This is a genomic window from Mycobacterium sp. 1081908.1, from assembly GCF_001673535.1.
In the GTDB taxonomy this organism is placed as follows: Bacteria; Actinomycetota; Actinomycetes; order Mycobacteriales; family Mycobacteriaceae; genus Mycobacterium.
This window is the reverse complement of sequence record NZ_LZLY01000085.1, coordinates 42,590-63,259: the sequence shown is the minus strand read 5'-3', so window position 1 is coordinate 63,259 and position 20,670 is coordinate 42,590. Positions and strand designations below refer to the sequence as shown.

Annotated in this window: 22 protein-coding genes and 1 riboswitch; of the genes, 14 read left to right on the top strand and 8 right to left on the bottom strand. The window is 70.3% G+C overall.

Annotation, left to right across the window (positions count from 1 at the left end):
* Position 1: 1 nt before the first annotated feature.
* Positions 2-1,318 carry a DUF1800 domain-containing protein gene (locus tag A5655_RS12045; RefSeq protein WP_067010126.1) on the bottom strand — a complete coding sequence of 439 codons (1,317 nt, stop codon included), beginning with the start codon at positions 1,316-1,318 and terminating at the stop codon, positions 2-4.
* Between the two features lie 209 nt (positions 1,319-1,527).
* Between A5655_RS12045 and A5655_RS12040 the strand changes: the two genes are divergently transcribed.
* Positions 1,528-2,379 (top strand): hypothetical protein, encoded by an 852-nt coding sequence (locus tag A5655_RS12040; RefSeq protein WP_067010124.1) that lies wholly within the window; start codon positions 1,528-1,530, stop codon positions 2,377-2,379.
* A 332-nt stretch (positions 2,380-2,711) separates the two neighbouring features.
* Here the strand turns inward: A5655_RS12040 and A5655_RS12035 are convergent, their stop codons facing one another.
* From A5655_RS12035 to glnX, 3 genes are read right to left on the bottom strand one after another with little or no spacing between them, the layout of a single operon-like run.
* Positions 2,712-4,967 (bottom strand): serine/threonine-protein kinase PknG, encoded by a 2,256-nt coding sequence (locus A5655_RS12035; protein WP_067010116.1) that lies wholly within the window; start codon positions 4,965-4,967, stop codon positions 2,712-2,714.
* Complete coding sequence (locus A5655_RS12030; protein ID WP_067010113.1) at positions 4,967-5,953, bottom strand: glutamate ABC transporter substrate-binding protein; 987 nt, start codon at positions 5,951-5,953, stop codon at positions 4,967-4,969. Before A5655_RS12030 ends, A5655_RS12035 begins: the two co-directional genes overlap by 1 nt.
* The gene (gene glnX, locus A5655_RS12025; protein WP_067010110.1) at positions 5,926-7,245 is read right to left on the bottom strand and encodes a protein kinase G-activating protein GlnX; all 1,320 of its coding nucleotides are present in this window, start codon (positions 7,243-7,245) and stop codon (positions 5,926-5,928) included. Before glnX ends, A5655_RS12030 begins: the two co-directional genes overlap by 28 nt.
* 122 nt (positions 7,246-7,367) lie before the next feature.
* Between glnX and A5655_RS12020 the strand changes: the two genes are divergently transcribed.
* Positions 7,368-8,000 (top strand): NUDIX hydrolase, encoded by a 633-nt coding sequence (locus tag A5655_RS12020; protein WP_067010107.1) that lies wholly within the window; start codon positions 7,368-7,370, stop codon positions 7,998-8,000.
* On the opposite strand, the gene thiE is transcribed toward A5655_RS12020, so the two are convergent.
* Positions 7,972-8,643 carry a thiamine phosphate synthase gene (thiE, locus tag A5655_RS12015; RefSeq protein ID WP_067010106.1) on the bottom strand — a complete coding sequence of 224 codons (672 nt, stop codon included), beginning with the start codon at positions 8,641-8,643 and terminating at the stop codon, positions 7,972-7,974. The genes A5655_RS12020 and thiE overlap by 29 nt on opposite strands.
* A 28-nt stretch (positions 8,644-8,671) precedes the next feature.
* A riboswitch (TPP riboswitch) is annotated at positions 8,672-8,782 on the top strand.
* On the opposite strand from thiE, the gene thiO reads away from it, so the two are divergent.
* The 4 genes from thiO to A5655_RS11995 all read left to right on the top strand — a co-directional run bounded on the left by thiO (position 8,773) and on the right by A5655_RS11995 (position 11,489).
* Entirely contained in the window at positions 8,773-9,780 is a 1,008-nt protein-coding gene (gene thiO / locus A5655_RS12010) for a glycine oxidase ThiO (RefSeq protein ID WP_067010103.1), read from the top strand. It overlaps the preceding riboswitch by 10 nt.
* Positions 9,777-9,974, top strand: a complete 198-nt coding sequence (thiS, locus tag A5655_RS12005; protein WP_067010102.1) for a sulfur carrier protein ThiS — start codon at positions 9,777-9,779, stop codon at positions 9,972-9,974. Before thiO ends, thiS begins: the two co-directional genes overlap by 4 nt.
* Entirely contained in the window at positions 9,967-10,725 is a 759-nt protein-coding gene (locus A5655_RS12000) for a thiazole synthase (protein WP_067010100.1), read from the top strand. The genes thiS and A5655_RS12000 overlap by 8 nt, the downstream gene beginning before the upstream one ends.
* A complete protein-coding gene (locus A5655_RS11995; protein WP_067010092.1) occupies positions 10,722-11,489 on the top strand; it encodes an SGNH/GDSL hydrolase family protein in 768 nt (255 codons plus the stop codon). Before A5655_RS12000 ends, A5655_RS11995 begins: the two co-directional genes overlap by 4 nt.
* A 4-nt stretch (positions 11,490-11,493) precedes the next feature.
* Here A5655_RS11995 and A5655_RS11990 read toward each other — a convergent pair whose 3' ends face one another.
* Both A5655_RS11990 and A5655_RS11985 read right to left on the bottom strand, forming a co-directional pair.
* Positions 11,494-12,018 (bottom strand): serine/threonine protein kinase, encoded by a 525-nt coding sequence (locus tag A5655_RS11990; RefSeq protein WP_067010232.1) that lies wholly within the window; start codon positions 12,016-12,018, stop codon positions 11,494-11,496.
* A gap of 53 nt (positions 12,019-12,071) precedes the next feature.
* Positions 12,072-12,599, bottom strand: a complete 528-nt coding sequence (locus A5655_RS11985; protein WP_067010087.1) for a serine/threonine protein kinase — start codon at positions 12,597-12,599, stop codon at positions 12,072-12,074.
* A gap of 346 nt (positions 12,600-12,945) precedes the next feature.
* On the opposite strand from A5655_RS11985, the gene A5655_RS11980 reads away from it, so the two are divergent.
* The 8 genes from A5655_RS11980 (at position 12,946) to A5655_RS11945 (ending at position 19,795) form a co-directional block, all read left to right on the top strand.
* Entirely contained in the window at positions 12,946-13,269 is a 324-nt protein-coding gene (locus A5655_RS11980) for a CD225/dispanin family protein (RefSeq protein ID WP_067010086.1), read from the top strand.
* Positions 13,270-13,284: 15 nt separating this feature from the next.
* Positions 13,285-13,710 (top strand): DUF2752 domain-containing protein, encoded by a 426-nt coding sequence (locus A5655_RS11975; protein WP_067010084.1) that lies wholly within the window; start codon positions 13,285-13,287, stop codon positions 13,708-13,710.
* Positions 13,711-13,721: 11 nt separating this feature from the next.
* The gene (locus A5655_RS11970) at positions 13,722-15,221 is read left to right on the top strand and encodes a M28 family metallopeptidase (protein ID WP_067010229.1); all 1,500 of its coding nucleotides are present in this window, start codon (positions 13,722-13,724) and stop codon (positions 15,219-15,221) included.
* Complete coding sequence (locus A5655_RS11965) at positions 15,218-16,687, top strand: M28 family peptidase (protein ID WP_067010081.1); 1,470 nt, start codon at positions 15,218-15,220, stop codon at positions 16,685-16,687. The genes A5655_RS11970 and A5655_RS11965 overlap by 4 nt, the downstream gene beginning before the upstream one ends.
* A gap of 27 nt (positions 16,688-16,714) precedes the next feature.
* Complete coding sequence (locus tag A5655_RS11960) at positions 16,715-16,996, top strand: hypothetical protein (protein WP_067010079.1); 282 nt, start codon at positions 16,715-16,717, stop codon at positions 16,994-16,996.
* Positions 16,997-17,698 carry a hypothetical protein gene (locus A5655_RS11955; RefSeq protein WP_067010076.1) on the top strand — a complete coding sequence of 234 codons (702 nt, stop codon included), beginning with the start codon at positions 16,997-16,999 and terminating at the stop codon, positions 17,696-17,698.
* A gap of 20 nt (positions 17,699-17,718) precedes the next feature.
* Positions 17,719-18,102, top strand: coding sequence for a hypothetical protein (locus tag A5655_RS11950; RefSeq protein ID WP_156764829.1), 384 nt, complete (start codon positions 17,719-17,721; stop codon positions 18,100-18,102).
* 235 nt (positions 18,103-18,337) lie between these two features.
* Positions 18,338-19,795 (top strand): peptidase, encoded by a 1,458-nt coding sequence (locus A5655_RS11945; protein WP_067010070.1) that lies wholly within the window; start codon positions 18,338-18,340, stop codon positions 19,793-19,795.
* Between the two features lie 2 nt (positions 19,796-19,797).
* Here A5655_RS11945 and A5655_RS11940 read toward each other — a convergent pair whose 3' ends face one another.
* Positions 19,798-20,667, bottom strand: a complete 870-nt coding sequence (locus tag A5655_RS11940) for an LLM class F420-dependent oxidoreductase (protein WP_067010067.1) — start codon at positions 20,665-20,667, stop codon at positions 19,798-19,800.
* Between the last annotated feature and the right edge of the window lie 3 nt (positions 20,668-20,670).

Sequence of the window (20,670 nt, the reverse complement as noted above, 5' to 3'; positions counted from 1 at the left end):
CTCAGGACGTCAGGTATTCGGGCGTGTTGACCGCGGCCGCGACCAACTGCGGCGGCGTGCGGACCAGGGGGGCCAGCGCGTCGGCCGTCCGGGCGGACCAGTCGCCGACGCCGATCAGGTAGCCGACCGCGTCGATGCGGTCGTTCGGCGCGGCTCCTTCGACGGCCGAGAGGTCGCCCGCGTGCGCCAGCTGCGTCGCGGCGCGCAGGCGCGCCCCCGCGCTGGCGGTGGACAGCCACACCGGGCCGCGGGGCCAGCCGCCGACGCTCGGCGGGTAGAACGGACGCTGTCCCAGCGCGCGCAGCGTCGCGTCGGCGAGCTTGCGCTGCGCGGGATTTCCGATGGGCACGCGCAGTGCCCGCAGCACGCCGACGAGCCATTCGACCGGGGTGTTGACGACCGTGGCCCGCCCGCCGGTGAACTCGGCGTCCGTGAGGATCGCCCGCGTCAGCGCCCGCAGGTCGCGTCCCGGGCCGTACGCGGCGACGAGGCGGTCGAGCGCGCCGGGCGACGGCGGGTCGTCGGAGGCCAGCTGCTGCCACAGCCTCCGCGCGACGTACTGCGCCGACTCGGGCTGGGCAAGCACGGCGTCGCAGAACGCCGCGGCGTCGAAGTTGCCGGTCGACCCGAAGAGCGTCTTGGCCGTCGGGTCATGGCGTTTGGGCACCACCGCGGTTTGGCCGTCGGCGCCGATCACCCAGCCCGTCAGCGCCCTCGCGCCGGCCCGCACGTCGTCCTCGGTGTAGCCGTTGCCGTGTCCCAGCGCGAACAGCTCCATGAATTCGCGGGCCAGGTTTTCGTTGGGGGCCTTGGCGGTGTTGGTCTGCCCGTCGAGCCAGCGCAGCATCGCGGCGTCGGTCAGCATCGCGTAGGCCAGCGAGCGGAAATCGCCCAGCGCCCCGGTGCGCAGCTTCTGATTCTGCGCGGCCAGGTACGCGGCCACCCGAACCTTCTGCGCGGAAGTGGCGAAGTGGTTGTGCCACAACAGGGTCAGCTTCTCGTGGATCGGCTGGCCGACGCCGACCATGCGGCTCAGCCACCAATCCGACAGCGCGCGCTGCTGCTCGGACATCGCGGCGTTGTACTGCTTGCGGGCCGCCTGCGGCGCGCCCTTGCCGGGCGGGCGCGTCGCCTCCAGGGTGGGCATCGGGGTGGCGGCGGCGCCCGGGTCCGCGTCGGGGTCGGCGGCCAGGATGGCGTCGACGTATTGCGGCCAGTCCCGGGCCGCGACCGCGTCGACCTCGGCGCCCGTCACGCCGAACCCGGCCCGACGCAGCGCGCGGGCCGTGCTGATCCACCGCGTGGACTGCCCCGGCATGTCATAACTGTGCGGTACGAACCTATGTCTGGGCTGTGCGTGCGCCTGTGGTTTTGAGTGGGCACTGAGGGTCTTGAGTGTGTGTCCCGGGCGAGGAAATCGCCAAGATCCCGCCACCGGTTCACCCGCAAAGCCGTGAGCGCACACCCGCCTGCCTGCTGTGGATAGATGTCGGCGTGGACCGCGGATACTGTGCGATTGTCCGCCGCATGAGGGAACCATTCATCGGCAGCGTGGCCGTGGCATCTGGAGCGCTGAGCCGGCATCAACTGCGAACGCGCTATCGCGCGGTCTTTCCGAACGTCTACCTGCCGAAGGACGTAGAGCCGTCCCTCGAGTTGCGCACCGCCGCCGCATGGCTGTGGTCGGGAGGGAAGGCGACGATCGTGGGAGCGGCCGCCGCGGCCGTGCACGGAGCCAAGTGGATTCCCGATAATGTCCCGATCGAGCTGAATCAGGCCAACAGTCGCCCACCACACGGCGTGCTGACGAGGCGCGACGCGCTGGCCGACGGCGAGACGCAGGTCGTGGACGGACGTACCGTCACCACTCCCGAACGGACCGCCTTCGACATCGGCCGGCGCGGTGCCATCCGCTCGGCCGTGGTCCGGTTGGACGCCCTCGCGCGGGCAACGGGTTTCAAGGTCGAGGACGTGCTGGCTGTTTCGCGACGACACCCCCGCTCGCCGGGCCTGCGGCGATTGGAGACCGCGCTCGAACTCGTCGATGCCGGCGCACAGTCTCCCCGAGAGAGCTACCTGCGGCTGCTTCTCATCGACGCCGGATTCCCGCGGCCGCAGACCCAGATACCGGTGTTCGGCGCCGACGGTATGCCGGTCGCGCACATCGACGTCGGCTGGGAGGAGTTCATGGTCGGCGTTGAATATGACGGCGATCAGCACCAGACCGACCGCCGGCGGTACGTGCACGACATTCAGCGCCTGGAGACGCTCGAGCGAATGGGCTGGATCATCGTGCGAGTCGTCGCCGAGGACCACCGCGCAAACATCGTGCGCCGCGTCCGCGTGGCAATGGCCGAACGCGGTTGGCCTGCGGGCTGACCCGTTGAGAGTGAGCCCATGGCTTTGAGTGTGAGCGAGCGGTGGGATCTGCCCGATTTCGCCGCCCAGCATTCACACCCAAAGCCCAGGCTTCACACGCGAATTCATCGGCCGTCGGATGTGCGCTGACGCGGTTGGCCTGGGGTCTGACTCGTCGACCGTGAGCCCGCGGCTTTGAGTGTGAGCTCACGGCTTTGAGTGTGCGCCTGAGGCTTTCAGTGTGAGCCGGTGGCGGGAGCTGGGCGATTTTCCCGCCCAGGATTCACACGCAAAGCCCAGGATTCACACGCGAAGTCCAGGATTCACACGCGACGCGAAAGCGCGACGCAGCCCTAGAACGTGCTCGTGGGTCGCACCTTGTTCGCCATGTCCACCAGCGTGTAGCGGTGCCGCTGCGTGGGCGCGACGCGGGCCAGGCTGCGCAGCGACGCCTCGACGCCCAGGCGCAGGCCGTGTTCGGTGAAGGGGAAGCCGAGGATGTGATTGGTGCTGGCCTCGTTGTCCTGCAGCCAGTCCATCGCGCCGCCGAGCACCAGGGCGCGGATCTGCAGCACCCGTGGCTCGGTGGGGGGCAGCGCCTCGACGCGCCGGGCCGCGTCGCGGATCTGCGCCTCGGTGATCTCGCCGGTGGAGCGGCCCGACATCAGCGTCACCGCGCTGGTCAGCCGCGCGGTGGTGAAATGCCTTGAGGTGGGCGGCACCTCGTCCAGCGTGTTCACCGCGTCCTCGCGATTGCCCTCGGCCGAAAGGGACCTGGCCAGCCCGAAGGCGGCGGAGATCACGCCGTCGTTGGTCTTCCACACCGTCTCGTAGAACTTGTGCTCGTCGGTGTTGCCGGCCAGCTCGGCGGTGGCGGCCAGCGCCAGCTTGGGCGCGAGCTCGCCGGGGAAGGTGTCCAGCACCTCGGTGAAATGCTTTGTGGCCGAGTCGTAGTCGCCGGTCAGCAGCTCGGAGACGGCCCGGTACCATACCAACCGCCACCGCCAGCCGACGCGCTCGGCGAGGTCGTCGAGCTTGCGGGTGGCCTTGGCCACGTCGCCCAGGTCCAGCAGCGCGCGGACCTCCATCAGCGGCAGCTCGATCGACTCGGCGACCTCGATGCCGTCGGCGTCCAGCGACCCGTGCCGCGCCGCGCGCAACGAGTCCAGCGTCTGCACCGGCTGGGACAGCACGGTCGCCTGCAGCACCGGGGCAGCGACGTCGGCCGGGTCGACCAGCGGCACCGGCAGCGCGGTCACGATCTCCCGGGCGGTCAGCTTCTCCGAATGGACCTGCCCGTCCAGGTACACGTCGGTGTGCGCGACCAGCAGGTCCACCCCGAACGTCGAGCGGCTGGGGGAGAAGATCGTCGACAGGCCGGGCCGCGGGATCCGGGTGTCCTGGGCGACCACCTCGCGCAGCACGCCCATCAACTGGGCCGACATCTCCTCGGCGGTGGAGAACCGGCGCCGCGGATCGGGGTCGGTGGCGCGGCGCAGCAGCCGGCCGAACGAGTCGTAGGTCTTCAGCACGGGATCGTCGTCCGGCAGCCCGTCCACGTAGCGGCCGTTGCGGGTGCGCAGGTTCAACGTCAGCGCCGCCAGCGTGCGTCCCACGGTGTAGATGTCGGTGGCCACCGTCGGGCCGGTCCGCACGATCTCCGGCGCCTGGAAACCCGGTGTGCCGTACAGATACCCGAACGAATTGATCCGAGACACCGCGCCCAGGTCGATCAGCTTGAGCTGCTCCTCGGTGAGCATGATGTTCTCCGGCTTCAGGTCGTTGTAGACCAGGCCGATGGAATGCAGGTAGCTCAGCGCGGGCATGATCTCGAGCAGGTAGGCGATGGCCTCGGAGACCGGAAGCTTCTCGGATTTCCCGTCTTTGAGGTTGCGCCGCAGCGACTGCCCGCCGATGTACTCCATCACGATGTAGCCGACCGGCTCCCCGTGCCGGTCGGTGTGCTCGACGAAGTTGAAGATCTGCACGATCTGCGGGTGAACCACCTCGGCGAGGAACTGGCGCTCGGCCATGGCGATCGCCTGCGCCTCGGCGTCGCCGGAGTGCACCAGGCCCTTGAGCACCACCGGGCGGTCGTTGACGTTGTGGTCGACCGCCAGGTAGACCCAGCCCAGCCCGCCGTGCGCGATGCAGCCCTTCACCTCGTACTGGCCCGCGACGGTGTCGCCTGGATTCAGCTGCGGCAGAAACGAATACGGGCTCCCGCAGGCGGGGCACCAGCCCTCCGACGCGCCCTTGCCCTCGGATCCGGAGCGGCCGACGGGCTTTCCGCAGTTCCAGCAGAAGCGCTTGGACTCCGGCACCACCGGATTGGTCATCAGCGCCTCGAGCGGATCGATGTCGCGCACCCGCGGGATCTCGACCAGCCCACCGCCGAGCTGCCGGGTCGGTGGCAGCACCCGGGTGGCCACCGTCATCCGCTCCGGCGCGTCGGTGTCTATGCCGGGGATGAGGAAGTCGTCGTCGTCATCGTCGTCGAAATCGGGACGGAACAGCGCCTGGGTGGCCTGCGGCCGCGACTCTGCCGCCGCGCCGGTTTGCACGTCCGGCGCCTGGCCGACCTCTTCGGAGTCCATGGCCTCGGCCATCAGTCCACGTACCTCGGTGTGGGCGGGGCGGGCGCGGGTCCCAACACCGTCAACCACTTGCGGTACAACGTGTTCCACGTCCCGTCGCGGCGGATGCGTTCCAGCGTGCCGTTGACGAACCGGACCAGTCCGGGGTTGTTCAGGTTGACGCCGATGCCGTACGGCTGGGTGGCCATGTTCGGCCCGACGATGTGCAGGTACGGGTCTTCCTCCACCAGCCCGGCCAGGATCGAGTCGTCGGTGCTGACGGCGTCGATCTCGCGCTGTTGCATGGCCACCAGGCAGTCGGCCCAGTTCACCACCGACACGATGACCGGCGCCGGGTCGATCTGCTGGATGCGGTGCAACGACGTGGTGCCCCGCGCCACACAGACCCGCTTGCCGGACAGGTCGGCCGCCCGGGCGATCGGCGAGTCGCGCGGGGCCAGGATGCGCTGGTTGGCGTCCAGGTAGACGGTGGAGAAATTCACCAGCTTGCGCCGCTCGCAGGTGATGGTCATGGTCTTGACGACGACGTCGACCTCCGACCGCTGCAGCGCGGTGACCCGCTCGTCCGACGACAGGATGCGGTACTCGACGTGCGAGGGGGCGCCGAAGATGTCGCGCGCGATCTCGCCGGCGATGTCGACGTCGAAGCCGGTGATCTCGCCGGTGATCGGGTCGCGGAAGCTGAACAGGTTGCTGCCGATGTCGAGCCCGACGATCAGCCGGCCGCGGGCGCGGATGTCGGCGACGGCGGCGTCGGCCTCGGCCTTGTTGGGGAAGGGGCGCAGGCTGGCCGTCAGGTCGCAGCCCTGGCTCGGGTCGTCCGGCGGCAGCGGCGGCTCCGGGGGCAGCTGCTGCATGCCGACCGGCGTGGGCGGCGGCAGGGTCGGCGCGGTGGCCACGGTCAGCGACTCGGTGTGGCCGCAGCCCGCGAGCAGGCCCGCCGCGGCGAGCGCCCCGAGGCAGCGCCGGATCACCGGTACTCCTTGAGCCGCGGCCACAGGCCCAGCGCGACGGCGATGGCCGCGCCGAGGGACAGCACCACGCCGCCGACCTGGGCGCCGGACAGCCCGCTGCGCGCGTTGATCACGTCGTTGCGCAGGTGGGTGCGGCTCTGGTCCATGGCCTTGCCCAGTTCGTCCTCGAGCTTGTCGAACGCCGGGGTGGAGTCGTCCTCGCCGCTGCCGAGGGCGACCTGGGTGGCGGCGCGGTAGTTGCCCACCGAGATGTAGGAGTTGATCCGGTCGTTGGCCTGGCGCCAGCGGAGCAGCAACTGATCGGCGCCCTGCAGGTCCGGCTTGTCGACGGCGTCGCTGCGCGACAGGTACTGGTCGAGCTGCTGATGCATGGAGTCGATGCGCTGGTAGAACGACTGCTTGCGCATCTCCTCGTCACCGCGGCGGATCAGCGACAGCGTCTCGTCGGCCCGCGCCTGCTGGGCGGTGATGGCGACGTTGGTGACGGTCCGCAGGGACTCCGCGGCGGTGTCCTTGGCACTGCGACTCGCGGTCGTCGAGATGGTCAGCGCGGTTCCCACCCATACCACCATGACGAGGATACCGAGGGCGCCGACGACCAGCCCCGGGTTGATTCGGCGCCGGGTGCGGCGGGCCAGCCAGCGATGCGAGAACGCGCCGAACACCACCGTGCTGGCCACGACGAGGATCACCGGGGCCGGGAAGTGGGTGGACGCGGTGGTCTCGCTGTCCACCCGCTCGGACGTCGCCTGGTACAGCTGCGCCGCGTCGGGCAGGATCCGCGACTGCATCAGCCCCGACGCCTCCGACAGGTACGACGACCCGACCGGATTGCCCTCGCGGTTGTTGGTCCGGGCGATCTCGATCAGACCGGTGTAGACGGCCAACTCCGCGTTGAGCCGGCCCAGCAGCTGCACCAGCGGTTCGTCGGTCAGCCCGCTCGACGCCCTCGTCACGGCCACCGCGGCGTCGGTGATGGCCTGCTCGTAGCGCTGCCGGACGGGCCGCGGTTCGGCCTGCGCGATGAACGCGGTCGCGGCCGCGGCGTCGGCCACCGACAGCGTGGTGTACAGCCGCCCCGCGGCGAACGACAGCGGCTCGGTGTGGTTGAGCACCGTGGACAGCACCTGCTGCCGGTGGTTGATGGTCGTCGAGGTGGCGAAGGCGCTGGAGACGCCGAGGGCCGCCAGCACGATCCCGATCGTCAGGATCCGTCCCGGCGTCGTGGAGATGAACCACCAGCGGGGATGGGCCGGTTCGGCCGGCGACCGCGACCCCTTCGGTTCGGTCGACGGGTGCGCCAGCTCAACCGTCACGTCAGATCAGCCCTCATACTTTCGGCCCACGAACCCGGATAAGCGAATTCTAAGAGAATGTTCGCGCGGATGGGGGGAGGCGAGTCAATTGACCGGCGGGGTCGCCTGCATATCCTGATCTCGTGCACGGCGACGGCGACGGATGGGTGGTATCCGAGGGTGGCGCCCACTACTGGGGCCGCTTCGGCGCGGCGGGCTTGCTGTTGCGCGCGCCGCGGCCCGACGGCACGCCCGCGGTCCTGTTGCAGCACCGGGCGGTGTGGAGCCACCAGGGCGGGACGTGGGGGCTGCCGGGCGGCGCGCGGGACAGCCACGAGACGCCGGAGCAAACCGCGGTCCGCGAAGCCCACGAGGAGGCCGGGCTGGCGGCCGAGCGGGTCGCCGTGCGCGCCACGGTCGTCACCGCCGAGGTGTCCGGGCTCGCCGGCACCCGCTGGACCTACACCACCGTCGTCGCCGACGCGGCCGAGTTGCTGGACACCGTGCCCAACCGGGAAAGCGCCGAGATGCGCTGGGTCGCCGAGAGCGAGGTGGCCGACCTGCCGCTGCACCCCGGCTTCGCGGCCAGCTGGCAGCGGCTGCGCACCGCGCCGGCGCTGTTGCCGCTGGACCACGGCGACGAACGCCGGCACCACCTGCCGCGCACGCTCGAGGTCGAGGCCGGGGTTTTCGTGTGGTGCATGCCGGGTGACGCCGACGAGGAGCCCTCGCAGCTGAGTCTCCGGATCAGTTCGCTGCTGCAAGCGCCGACCTGAGCCTTTCGGCCGCCGCCCGCGGGTCCCGCGCCGCGGTGATCGCCCGCACCACGACGACGCGGCGCGCGCCGGCGCCGAGCACCTCGGGCAGCCGCCGTTCGTCGATGCCGCCGATCGCGAACCATGGCTTGTCCCCGCCGACGCGGGCGGCTTCGCGCACCAGGTCCAGGCCCGGCGCGGCGCGGCCGGGCTTGGTCGGGGTGGGCCAGCATGGGCCGACGCAGAAGTAATCAGCCTCCGACGCGGCGGCGGCGGCCAGCTGGCCGCCGTCGTGGGTGGACAGGCCGATCAGCACCTCCGGGCCGACGATGTCGCGGGCCACGGCCGGCGGCAGGTCGCCCTGGCCCAGGTGCAGCACGTCGGCGCCGGCCGCGCGGGCGATGTCGGCGCGGTCGTTGACCGCGAACAGGGCGCCGTGCCGGCGGGCCGCGTCGGCGAGGATCTCGCAGGCGGCCAGCTCGTCGCGGGCCTCCAGGGGACCGAACCACCCCTCACCCGCCGACCCCTTGTCGCGCAGCTGCACGATGTCGACCCCACCGGCCAGGGCGGCATCGACGAACTCGGCCAGGTCGCCGCGCTCGCGGCGCGCGTCGGTACACAGATACAGCCTCGCCGCCGCGAGCCGGGTGGACGGTTGGTGCACACCGCGACGCTAGCGCGCTAGCGTGGAGTCCGAAGAGCACGGGAGTCCCAGCGGCCGGGGACTGAGAGTGGGCGCGCACGCCCTTACCGTCACACCTGATCCGGGTCATGCCGGCGAAGGGAGCAAAGGATGCCGGACTCACTGGCCGTTGTCGGCGGCGGCGTCATCGGGCTGTCGGTGGCGCGCCGCGCGGCGCGGGCCGGCTGGTCGGTGGTGGTGCATCGCAGCGGCGAGCCGGGCGCGTCATGGGTGGCGGGCGGCATGCTCGCCCCGCACAGCGAGGGTTGGCCCGGCGAGGAGCGGTTGCTGCGGCTGGGCCTGGAGTCGCTGCGGCTGTGGCGCGAGGGCGGCTTCACCGACGGCTGGCCGCCGGAGGTGATCACCGCCCGCGAGTCGCTGGTGGTGGCCGTCGACCGCGCCGACGTCGCGGACCTGCGCACCGTCGCCGACTGGTTGTCCGGGCAAGGCCATCCGGTGGTGTGGGAGCCGGCCGCCCGCGACGTGGAACCGCTGCTGGCGCAAGGCATCCGGCACGGGTTTCGGGCGCCCACAGAGCTGGCGGTGGACAACCGCGCGGTGCTCGACGCGCTGGGCCGGGACTGCGAACGCCTCGGGGTCCGGTGGGCGGGGCCGGTGAGCGACCTCGCCCGGGTTCAGGCCGACGCGGTGGTGGTCGCCAACGGCGTCGACGCGCCGGCCCTGGTGCCGGGCCTGCCGGTGCGGCCGGTGAAGGGCGAGGTGCTGCGGCTGCGCTGGCGGAAGGGATGTATGCCGTTGCCGCAGAGGGTGATTCGCGCACGGGTGCACGGGCGGCAGGTGTACCTGGTGCCGCGCCCGGACGGGGTGGTCGTCGGCGCCACCCAGTACGAGCACGGACGCGACACGGCGCCGGTGGTGTCGGGGGTGCGTGATCTGCTCGACGACGCGTGCGCGGTGCTGCCGGCGCTCGGCGAGTACGAGCTGGCCGAGTGCGCGGCCGGGCTGCGTCCGATGACGCCCGACAACCTGCCCCTCGTGCGACGCGTGGACGAGCGAACCCTGGTCGCGGCGGGCCACGGCCGGTCGGGGTTCCTGCTGGCGCCGTGGACCGCCGAACAGATCGTCGCCGAGCTGAGCCCGGTCGGGGCCCGGTCATGATCGTTACGGTCAACGAAAAATCGGTCGAGGTCGACGAGCGGACCACCGTCGCCGCGCTGCTGGAGTCGCTGGGCTTTCCCGGCCGCGGAATCGCGGTGGCGATGGACGACGCTGTGCTCCCGCGATCCGACTGGACCGCAACGCTTTTCGATGGCGCCCGACTCGAGGTGGTGACGGCGGTGCAAGGTGGCTGATTCGAAACTGACGATCGCCGATCGCAGCTTCGCCTCGCGGCTCATCATGGGCACGGGCGGGGCGACCAACCTGGCGGTGCTGGAGGAGGCGCTGATCGCGTCGGGCACGGAGCTGACCACCGTGGCGATCCGCCGCGTCGACGCCGAGGGCGGGACCGGGCTGCTGGACCTGCTCAACCGGCTGGGCATCACGCCGCTGCCCAACACCGCGGGCTGCCGCGGCGCGGCCGAGGCGGTGCTCACCGCGCAGCTGGCCCGCGAGGCGCTGGACACCAACTGGGTCAAGCTCGAGGTGATCGCCGACGAACGCACGCTGCTGCCCGACGCCGTCGAATTGGTCCGCGCAGCAGAGCAATTGGTGGACGACGGGTTCGTCGTGCTGCCCTACACCAACGATGACCCGGCGCTGGCACGCCGGCTCGAGGACGCCGGTTGCGCGGCGGTGATGCCGCTGGGCGCCCCCATCGGCACCGGCCTGGGCATCACCAACCCGCACAACATCGAGATGATCGTCGCGCGGGCCGGGGTCCCGGTCGTGCTCGACGCGGGCATCGGCACCGCGAGCGACGCCGCGCTGGCGATGGAATTGGGTTGCGACGCCGTGCTGTTGGCCACCGCCGTGACCCGCGCCGCCGACCCGCCGGCGATGGCCGCCGCCATGGCCGCGGCCGTCACCGCCGGACACCTGGCGCGGCGGGCCGGACGGATCCCCAAGCGATTCTGGGCGCAGGCGTCCTCCCCCGAGCGATGAAACGCTATGTCGCCCTGGGCAGTTCGATGGCCGCCGGCCCCGGCATCCGGCCCCGCGCCGAGGCCGCGCCGCGGTGGTCGGGCCGATCGGCCCGCAACTATCCGCATCTGGTCGCCGGGCGGTTGGGCCTCGAACTGGTCGACGTCACGTTTTCCGGCGCCACCACCGCCCACGTGCTCGCCGATCGCCAGCACGGCTGGCCGCCGCAGATCGCCGCGCTGGACGGCTCGGAGGCCCTGGTCACCGTGACCATCGGCGGCAACGACGTCGGCTACGTTCCGCTGTTGATGGCCGCCTCGCTGCCGCCCGCGGCGCGGCGCCTGCCGCTGCTGGGCGGGCTGATATCCGGACTGCTGGACCGTGATACGCGCGATCGGGAGCTGGCCGACGCGTTCGATTCGTTGCGGGCGGTCGGCACGGCGCTGCGCGAGCGCGCGCCGAAGGCACGGATCGTTTTCGTCGACTACCTGACCATCCTGCCGCCCGCCGGCGCGCCGGCCCCGCCGCTGCGGCGGGCGGACGCCGACCTCGGGCGGCACGTGGCCGCGACGCTCGAACGCCTCACCGCCGAGGCGGCCGCGGCGACCGGATGCGAGGTCGTCGGCGCCGCCGCGGCCAGCCGGGACCACCACGCCTGGTCGGCCGAGCCGTGGACGACCACCCCGGCGCGCTTCGTTGTGTCGCTGCCGGGCCGGCCGGCCCCGCTGCACCCCAACGCCGCCGGAATGCGCGCGGTCGCGGAATTACTTGCCGCGCAACTGTAGATCCTCAGCCGTTGGTGCGCCACCACTGGTAGAGCGCGTTGACGTCGGTGTTGGACGCGCGGATGTGGCTCAACACGTTCTTGGCGTCGGTGGTCCAGGTGATGACCGCGGCGCTCTTGTAGGTTCCGCACGCCACCTGTCCGGCCGTCGCGCCGGTACTGCCCGTGTGCCAGGTGCCCGGCGATTGGCCGTTGTCCCCGCAGGGGCTCAGCGACACCCCGTTGATGCCGCCGGTGAACGCGGCGGCCAGGTCGCTGCCGTTGGCGAAGAGCTGGTAGACGCCGGCGGCCGGGCCGTTGGGGTCGGGGCTTTGCCCGCAGTCGAGCTCGGCCAGGATCGGGCCGGACAGCTGGGCCGGCTGGCAGTTGTTGAGGCCGTAGCCCTTCGACAGATTGGCGGCCAGCGTGTTGATGTCCGCCGAGTTACCCGTGCCGGGATCCGCGGCCGCCGTGGCGGTGCCGGCGATGATCGAGCCGCCCATCAGCGCCACGGCCGACGCCGCCCGCAGCGCCTTGGAGAGAGGGGACATTCTGAACTCCTTCGTTGCGTTGGAAAACCAAGGAACCGAGCGTCTTTCGGGCGTCAGCCGTTCGCGCGCCACCACTGGTACAGCGCCGGCACGTCGTTGTTCGACCCGCGAATGAGGCTCAGGACGTTTTTGGCGTCCGTGGTCCAGATGATCTCCGCGGCGTTCTGGTATGTCCCGCACGCCACCGATCCGGAGTTGGCGTTGCTGCTGCCCTGATGCCAGGTGGTGGGCGACTGCCCGGCGTCCCCACAGGCGGTCAGCACGTCGTCGCGGATGCTGGTCTTGAACGAGCCGGCCAGGTTGTCGGCGTTGTTGAACAGGATGTATCTGGCCTGGACCGGGCCGCTGGGGTCGGGGCTCTGCCCGCAGGTGAGCACGGCGAGTTCGCCGGCGTCGAGGTTTCCGGCGGTGCAGTTGTTGAGGCCGTAGCCCTTCGACAGCGTGGCGGCCAGCGTGTTGATGTCCGCCGAGCTACCGGTATTGGTGGGGTCCGCGGCCGCCGTCGCGGCGCCGGCGATCGCGCAACTGCCCGCGGCCACCGTGGCCGCCGCGGCGCGCAGCGCCTTGCTGAGATGAGGCATCTTTGGCTCCTATCGGTGCGTCGCTCACCGGAAATAGTGCTTCCGCTAAAGGGATCGTAGGTCTATGTCCTGTCCATGCAACACATTCCGCTGGAAATTATCTGTCTGGTCATCATTGCGGTTACCGGCGGCCGAAGGCGCTCGGCCGGGAAAGTGGTTGAAAGCACGCGACTTTCGCACCCGCCGGGCCCCCTCGCCAGGGCGGGTGGCAACGCGACTGTGGTCGGCGGATCCGTCGCGGCGCCGACGGAAACGGCGAATTTCGCGGAGATAGTGCCCTCGCGGCGCCGCTCCGGTATGGTAAGCACCGCTCGACGCCAGCTAACTCGCCTCGACTGGAGAACCCATGACACAGCCGCCCCCTCCGCCCGGATACCCGCCACAGCAACCTGCCGGGCAAGCGCCGAACAACTACCTGGTGTGGTCGATTCTGGTGACGCTCTTCTGCTGTCTGCCATTCGGGATCGTGGCGATCGTCAAGTCCAGCCAGGTCAATGGTTTGTGGGCGCAGGGCCAATACGCGGAGGCTCAGGCGTCCGCCGACAGCGCCAAGAAGTGGGTGATCTGGTCGGTGGTTGCCGGTGTGGTCGTGGGCGTCATCTACGGCATCCTGATGGCCGTTGGTGCGCTGAACGTCAACACGAACACCGCGCTCGCCGCGATGTTCTAAGCCGGCGTCGCAATCATGGTGACCCGCCCCGGGTCGGCGCGCCTGAGTCTGGGTGCGCCGCTCCTGGTGGCGGCGTCCACCACCCTGGTCTGCGCCGCCACCTGGGTGGGTGATCCGACGACCCCGGGCGGGCCGCTGCCGGTGTGCCCCACCAAGGCCCTGTTGGGCATCGACTGCCCGGGTTGTGGCAGCGCGCGGATGTTGTATTCGCTCATGCACGGCAATGTGATGGCCGCCGCCCGGTTCAACGCGCTGGGCCTGGTGGCGCTGGTCTTGCTGGTGTGGGCGTACGCGGCGTGGACCTACGGGCGGGTGACGGGCCGGCCGGTCAGGGGCTGGCAGCACCAGCGCTGGGCGGCGGCGGTGACGCTGGCGCTGGTCACGGCCTGGTTCGTGGTGCGCAATCTGCCCTTTGCGCCATTCAGCGCGCTGTTTGTCTAGCCTTGGGCGCGATGGCAAAAACTTCCAGGACGATTGGCGCGGTGCTCGCCGTGCTCGCCCTGACCGCGTCTCTGACCGGTTGCTCTCACCGCCGCGAGAACTCGCAGCAGGCCACCGGCGACCCCGGCGCGGCCGACTTCGCCAACGGCCTGCACAAGAAGGTCACGACCGACGCCATGATGGCGCACCTGACCAAGCTCCAGGAAATCGCCAACGCCAACAACGGCACTCGCGCGGTCGGCACCCCCGGCTACGACGCCAGCGTCGACTACGTGGTGAACACGTTGCGCAACAGCGGCTTTGACGTCCAGACGCCCGAATTCTCGGCGCGGGTATTTCACGGCGACAAGCCGACGGTGACGGTCGGCGGGCTGGCCGTGGAGGCGCGCCCGCTGGAGTTCAGCCTGGGCACCCCCCCCGACGGGGTGAGCGGGCCGTTGGTGCCGGTGCCGCCGGGCGACGACCCGGGCTGTAAGCCCGCCGACTTCGACGGGCTGCGGGTGCAGGGCGCGGTGGTGCTGGTGGACCGCGGCACCTGCCCGTTCGCCCAGAAGGAGAACGCCGCGGCGCAGCGCGGTGCGGTCGCGATGATCGTCGCCGACAACGTCGACGAGCAGCAGATGGGCGGCACCCTGGGGGCCGACACGGAGGTGAAGATCCCGGTCGTGAGCGTCACCAAGTCCACCGGGCTGCAGCTGCGCGGGCAACCCGGGCCCACCACGATCAAGCTCAACGCCAGCGTCCAAACCTTCAAGGCCCGCAACGTCATCGCGCAGACCAAGACCGGCTCGCCCACCGACGTGGTGATGGCGGGCGCACACCTGGACAGCGTGCCCGAGGGGCCGGGCATCAACGACAACGGCTCCGGCGTGGCCGCCGTGCTGGAAACCGCGGTGCAGCTGGGGAACTCGCCGCCGGTGCACAACGCGGTGCGGTTCGGATTCTGGGGGGCGGAGGAACTCGGGCTGATCGGGTCGCGCAACTACGTGGAGTCGCTGAACCTCGACGGGCTCAAAGACATTGCGCTGTACCTGAACTTCGACATGCTCGCCTCGCCGAACCCCGGCTACTTCACCTATGACGGCGACCAATCGCTGCCGTCGGACTCCCGCGGCCAGCCGGTGGTGCCGGAAGGCTCGGCCGGCATCGAGCGCACCCTGGTCGCCTATTTGAAGTCGGCGGGCAAGACCGCGCAGGACACGTCGTTCGACGGGCGTTCGGACTACGACGGATTCACGCTGGCCGGCATCCCGGCGGGCGGGCTGTTCTCGGGCGCCGAGGTCAAGATGTCCGCCGATCAGGCCAAGCTCTGGGGCGGGACCGCCGAGGCGCCCTTCGATCCCAACTACCACCAGAAGACCGACACCCTCGACCACATCGACCGCACCTCGCTGGGCATCAACGGCGGCGGTGTGGCCTACGCGGTGGCCCTTTACGCGCAGGACCTCGGCGGCCGAAATGGCGTGCCGGTGATGGCCGATCGCACCCGCCACGTGCTGAACAAGCCATGATCCGTCGGCTTGCCGCGGCGCTGACGCTGATCGGATTGGTGGCGGGGTGCTCGCCGTCGCGGCCCGCGCCGCAGGCGGCAGCGCCGGATCTGGCCCGGGGACTGGCGGCAAAGGTGACCGCGGACCGGATGGTCGCGCATCTGCGCGCGCTGCAGGGCATCGCCAACACCAACCGCGGAAGCCGCGCCGACGGCACGCCGGGCTACGACGCCAGCGTCGACTACGTGGCGAAGACGTTGCGGGACAGGGGCTTTAAGGTCTCGACCCCGCAGTTCGACCGGCTCTACAACGTCACACCGGGCAAGCCGACGGTGATGGTGGCCGGCCGCACCTATCCGGTCGACCAGGCGTCGATGCTGGTCCGAACGCCGCCCGGCGGCCTGACCGGTCCGCCGGTCCACCCGGCGCGGCCGTCGGGCTGCGCCGCCGGTGACTACCCGGCCGCCCTGCCCGCCGGCGCGATCGCCGTCGTCGACGACGCGGGCTGCTCGGTGGTCGACAAGCAGAACGGCGCCGTGGCCAGGGGAGCGGCGGGGCTGATCGTGGTGAGCGCGCCCAACGGGCAGGGCGCCCCGCCGACGCTGTTCGGCCCCGGCTACTTCAAGCAGCTGACCGTGCCGGTCGCCGTCGTCGGCGCCACCGGCGCCGCGGCGCTCGCCCACGACACCGCGCCGGTGCGTCTGGTGCTGGACGCCGAGAACCGCACGATCTCATCACGAAACGTGTTGGCGCAGACCGAAACCGGCTCCCCGCACGAAGCGATTGTGGTCGGCGCGCATCTGGACAGCCCGCGCGACGGTCCGGGGATCAACGACGACGGGACCGGCGTGGCCGCGGTGCTGGAAACGGCGCTGCAGCTGGGGCCGCTGGCCGCGGTGAACAACGCGGTGCGGTTCGTGTTCTGGGGCGCCGACGAGGACGGCATCAACGGCGCGATGGACTACGTCTTCGGCATGGACCGCGACCAGCTCAACGACATCGCGATGTACCTCGACTTCACCATGCTCGGTTCGCCGAACGCCGGCTTCTTCACCGATGACGGCGACCAGTCCGGACCGCCCACGCCCGGCATCGCATTCGGCGACGTGCCCGACGGCTCGGCCGGCATCGAGCGCACCCTGGGCGGCTACCTGAACCTGGCCGGCAAGCGGCCCGCCGACATGCCGTTGGGCACCATGACCGACTACCACCCGTTCATGGTCGCCGGCGTTCCGGTCGGGGGCCTGACCGCCGGCGCCTCCCAGCTCAAGACCACGGTGCAGGCGCGGCTGTGGGGCGGTCAGGCGGGTGTCCCGTTCGACCCCAATTTCCAGAGCCCGCGGGACACCGTCGACGCCGTCAACCGGGAGGCGTTGGCGGTCATGGGTTCTGGCGCGGCGTTCGCGGTGGGCACCTACGCGGAGTCGATCGGCGGGGCCAACGGCGTCCCGCCGCACGACAAGCGGCATCGCACGCGCGTGCCCTAGCCGTCGGGCCGGGATTAGGATCGCGCCATGAGGCCACTTCGGGTGCCCGATGCGTTGGCCGCGCTGGCCGGACGCACTGACACGCTGGCCGGTGAGGTCCTCGCCGGGCAAGCCCCGGCCTCGGGTGCTCCGTCGCAACCCAGCGCGGCAGCGGTGAGCGCCGCGCACGCGGGTGTGGCGGCGGTGGGGGCGGCGTCGGCGGCGCGGATGCGGGCCACCGGAAGCAGGTTGTCGGCCGCCTGGGTCGACTACTCCGAGAACGAGGCACAATCGGCGCGCGAGCTGGGTGGATTGGAGAGGGGACTCTAGATGGCCGCCGGACCGCTGCCGCCGCTGTCGGAGCTGTTGTCTTGGGGCACCGCCCACTTGATCGACGGCGCGGATTATTGGGTTCGCTTCGCCAACCGCCTCGAGTCCGGGTTCGTCGATGTGCACCAACGCATCCGTATGAGTGGCTGGGAAGGCGAGGCGTACGACACGGCCGAAGGCCGGGCCGCCTCGGACATCGAGAAGGCGACCGGCGTCGGCGACCGCTTGCGCGGGGCCGCCAAAGTCGCCTGTGCGGGTGCGTCCGACGAGTCGGCCGCCCAAAGCGGATTGCGCTACGCGCTGGAAGACGCGTGGGACGCAGGTTTTGACGTCCACGACGACTACACCGTCAAAGACGCCGGAACTGTCGAGACCATTGAGGAGCGGGCCGCCCGGCAGGCGCAAGCCGAAGCCCTCGCCGGGAACATCCGCGCGCGTGCGGCTCAGCTGGTGGGTCTCGACCAGCGGATCGGGGCCCACATCACCGCCGCCCTGGGCGGTTTGGCCGGCTTCAGTTTCGACGAAAAGCCGGCCGGCTTTGCACCGGAATCCATGTTTGCCCCACCACCCGATGTGAGCCTTGTGTGGTGCGTAGCGCAGGTGACGGGTTTTCTGTGCACGCAGTACTTCCACGACGGCAGCACGTATGTCTACCCGTCTCCGACCGATCGCTCCGGTGTGGTGACGCAGCACGGACCTTGAGTTCCCGGGAGGAGCGTGACATGGAGTCGGAAGACCGCCCCCTCGGCGAAGACGTAGGGGCAGATGCGATGGGGTTTTACAGCCGACCGCAGCTCGAAGAGTTACCCGACGGGTCGTGGCGCGCCTATTACCCGGCCTCGGATTGGTCGATCACCGCGGCCAGTCGGGACGCAGCGATAGCGAAGCTGCAACTCGAAGATCAGCGCAGGAGCCAAGAGCAGCCGGACTACACGGCCACCCGTTACAGGGCGCTGCGCCGCCACTTGATCGAGCCCATCCCCGGGGTGTACGCGATCAGCCAGGAAGAAGCCGAACGCATCCGCTCAACGCCGGACCCGCAGGCCGAGTTCAACCGGATCGCGGACGAGATGGACGCCGGTAACATCCCCAATCCACCCGCGTGACCGGCTGGTCGCGGCAAACGCACCGCGATGCCTTCGCGCACCGCCGACGCCGCCGCGGGGCGTGCCCGGGGGCACCGGCAATTTACGGGCTGAATACCGCCCGGCCCGTTGATGTTTCGCGATGGGACACCGCGGCAAACCGCGAGCGCCATTTGGGCTGTCAGAGTTAGCCAGGCCATCTAGAATGAGATCCCTTTGATGCTGCCTTGCAGCCCGGTCGGGATGAGGTTTTGTCATGAGTGTGCGCGGGCGGAGTCGACGTCTGAAGGCGGCAATCGCCTGCGCGGGGGCGGTGCTCGTGGTGGCGGGCTGCACCACGATGGTCGATGGGCGCGCCCTGTCCATGCTCAACGACCCCTTCCGGGTGGGCGGCCTGCCCGCGACCAGCGGTCCCAGCGGGATCCGCGCGAACGCGCCGGCCCCCACCGGCACGGTGGTCAACACCGACAACGGGCCCATCGACAAGCTGTCCCTGCTCTCGATCAACGACATCGAGGACTACTGGAAGTCGGTGTACAGCGAATCGCTGAAAGGGACCTTCATCCCGGTCGCCAAGATGGTGTCCTACGACTCCGACAATCCGAACAGTCCCATCGTTTGCCACAGCGAGACCTATAAGCTCGTCAACGCCTTTTTCACGTCGCGCTGCAACCTGATCGCCTGGGATCGCGGGGTGTTCATGGCCGTCGCGCAACGCTATTTCGGTGACATGTCCGTGAACGGTGTGCTGGCGCACGAATTCGGGCACGCCCTGCAGCAGATGGCGAAGCTGGTGACCCGAACGGACCCGACCATCGTCCGCGAACAGCAGGCCGATTGCTTCGCGGGCGTGTATCTGTTCTGGGTGGCGGACGGCAAGTCGCCGCGCTTCACGCTGAGCACCGCCGACGGGCTCGACCACGTGCTGGCCGGGATCATCACCACCCGCGACCCGGTCCTGGACGCCGACACCACCAACGACGACGAACACGGGTCGGCCCTGGACCGGATCAGCGCCTTCCAGATGGGGTTCATCGACGGCGCCTCGGCGTGCGCCGGCATCAACAAGCAGGAAATCGCCCAGCGCCGCGGCGACCTGCCGACCGCCCTTCGGACCGACTCCAGCGGGGACCCCGAGACCGGCGAGGTCCCGATCAACGAGGACACGTTGTCCACGCTGATGGAGCTGCTGGGAAAGATCTTCTCCCCCAAGAGTCCGCCGACGCTGTCCTATAAGCCGGCCGACTGCCCGGACGCCAAGGCCAGCCCGCCGGCGTCGTACTGTCCGGCGACCAACACCATCGTGATCGACCTGCCCGGGCTGGCGAAGGCGGGCAAGGTCGCCGCCGAGAACGAGCACACCCTGCCGCAGGGTGACGACACCGCGCTGTCGATGGTGATGTCGAGGTACGCGCTGGCGGTGCAGCACGAGCGCGGGCTCGCGATGCAGAGCCCCTGGACCGCGCTGCGCACCGCGTGCCTGACGGGTGTCGTGCATCGCAAGATGGCCGAACCGATCGAGCTGCCGTCCCAGAAGCAGCTCGTGCTGACGGCCGGCGATCTCGACGAGGCCGTCTCCGGCCTGCTGATCAACCACCTGGTCGCCAGCGACGCCGACGGCACCAGCGTGCCGGCCGGCTTCACCCGGATCGCCGCCTTCCGCGGCGGCGTGGCCGGCAACATGGACGCCTGCTACTCGCGCTATCCCGGCTAGCCTCAGGCGATTTCGGCGAGCCGGGGCACGACCTCGTCGCCGAACCGGCGGATGAAGCCGACGGGGTCGGGGTTGCCGGGCACGGGACCGGTGTTGATCATCTCGATGCCGAGCGAGGCATAACGCTCGACCGTCTTCAGGTACGCGTCGGTGTCCGCAAAGGGGTCGTCGAAAAAGCCGACCGTCTTGCGGATCTCGCCGGGATCCCTGCCCACCGCCTCGCAGTGCCGGTTCAGCACGTCGACCTTGTGCTTCAGCGCCTCGACGTCGCTCGTCGTGCTGTTCCAGACATCGGCGTACCGCGCGACCAGCCGCAGCGTCTTCTTCTCGCCGTCGCCGCCGATCAGGATCGGGGGCCGCCGAATCGGTTGCGGCACACAGATTGTCTCGGCCAGCCGATAGTGCTGGCCGGTGTAGGGCCCGTCGTTGTCGCTCCACATCTGCAGGCAGACCTGCAGCGTCTCTTCCAGCATCTCGAAGCGCGCGCCGAGCGGCGGGTACGGAACGCCGAGGCCGGCGTGTTCGCGGTCGTACCACGCCGCGCCGAGGCCGAGCATGGACCGGCCCGCCGACAGCACGTCCAGAGTCGTCACCGTCTTGGCCAGCACGCCCGGGTAGCGATAGGTGACCCCGGTGACCAGCAGGGCCAGGTCGATGGTCGCGGTCTGCCCGGCCAGGAACCCCAGCGACGTATAGCCCTCCAGGAACGGATCCTCGGCCCGCCCAACGGTTTCCATCTGGAAGAAGTGGTCGGCCAGGGTGAACAGCGTGGCGCCGCCCTGCTCGGCGGCCCTGGCGGCGTCGGCCAGCGTCGGGCCCAGCTTCGCCGGATCCCCCGGCAGGAAGTCGATGAAGTGAATTCCCAGTTCCATTGC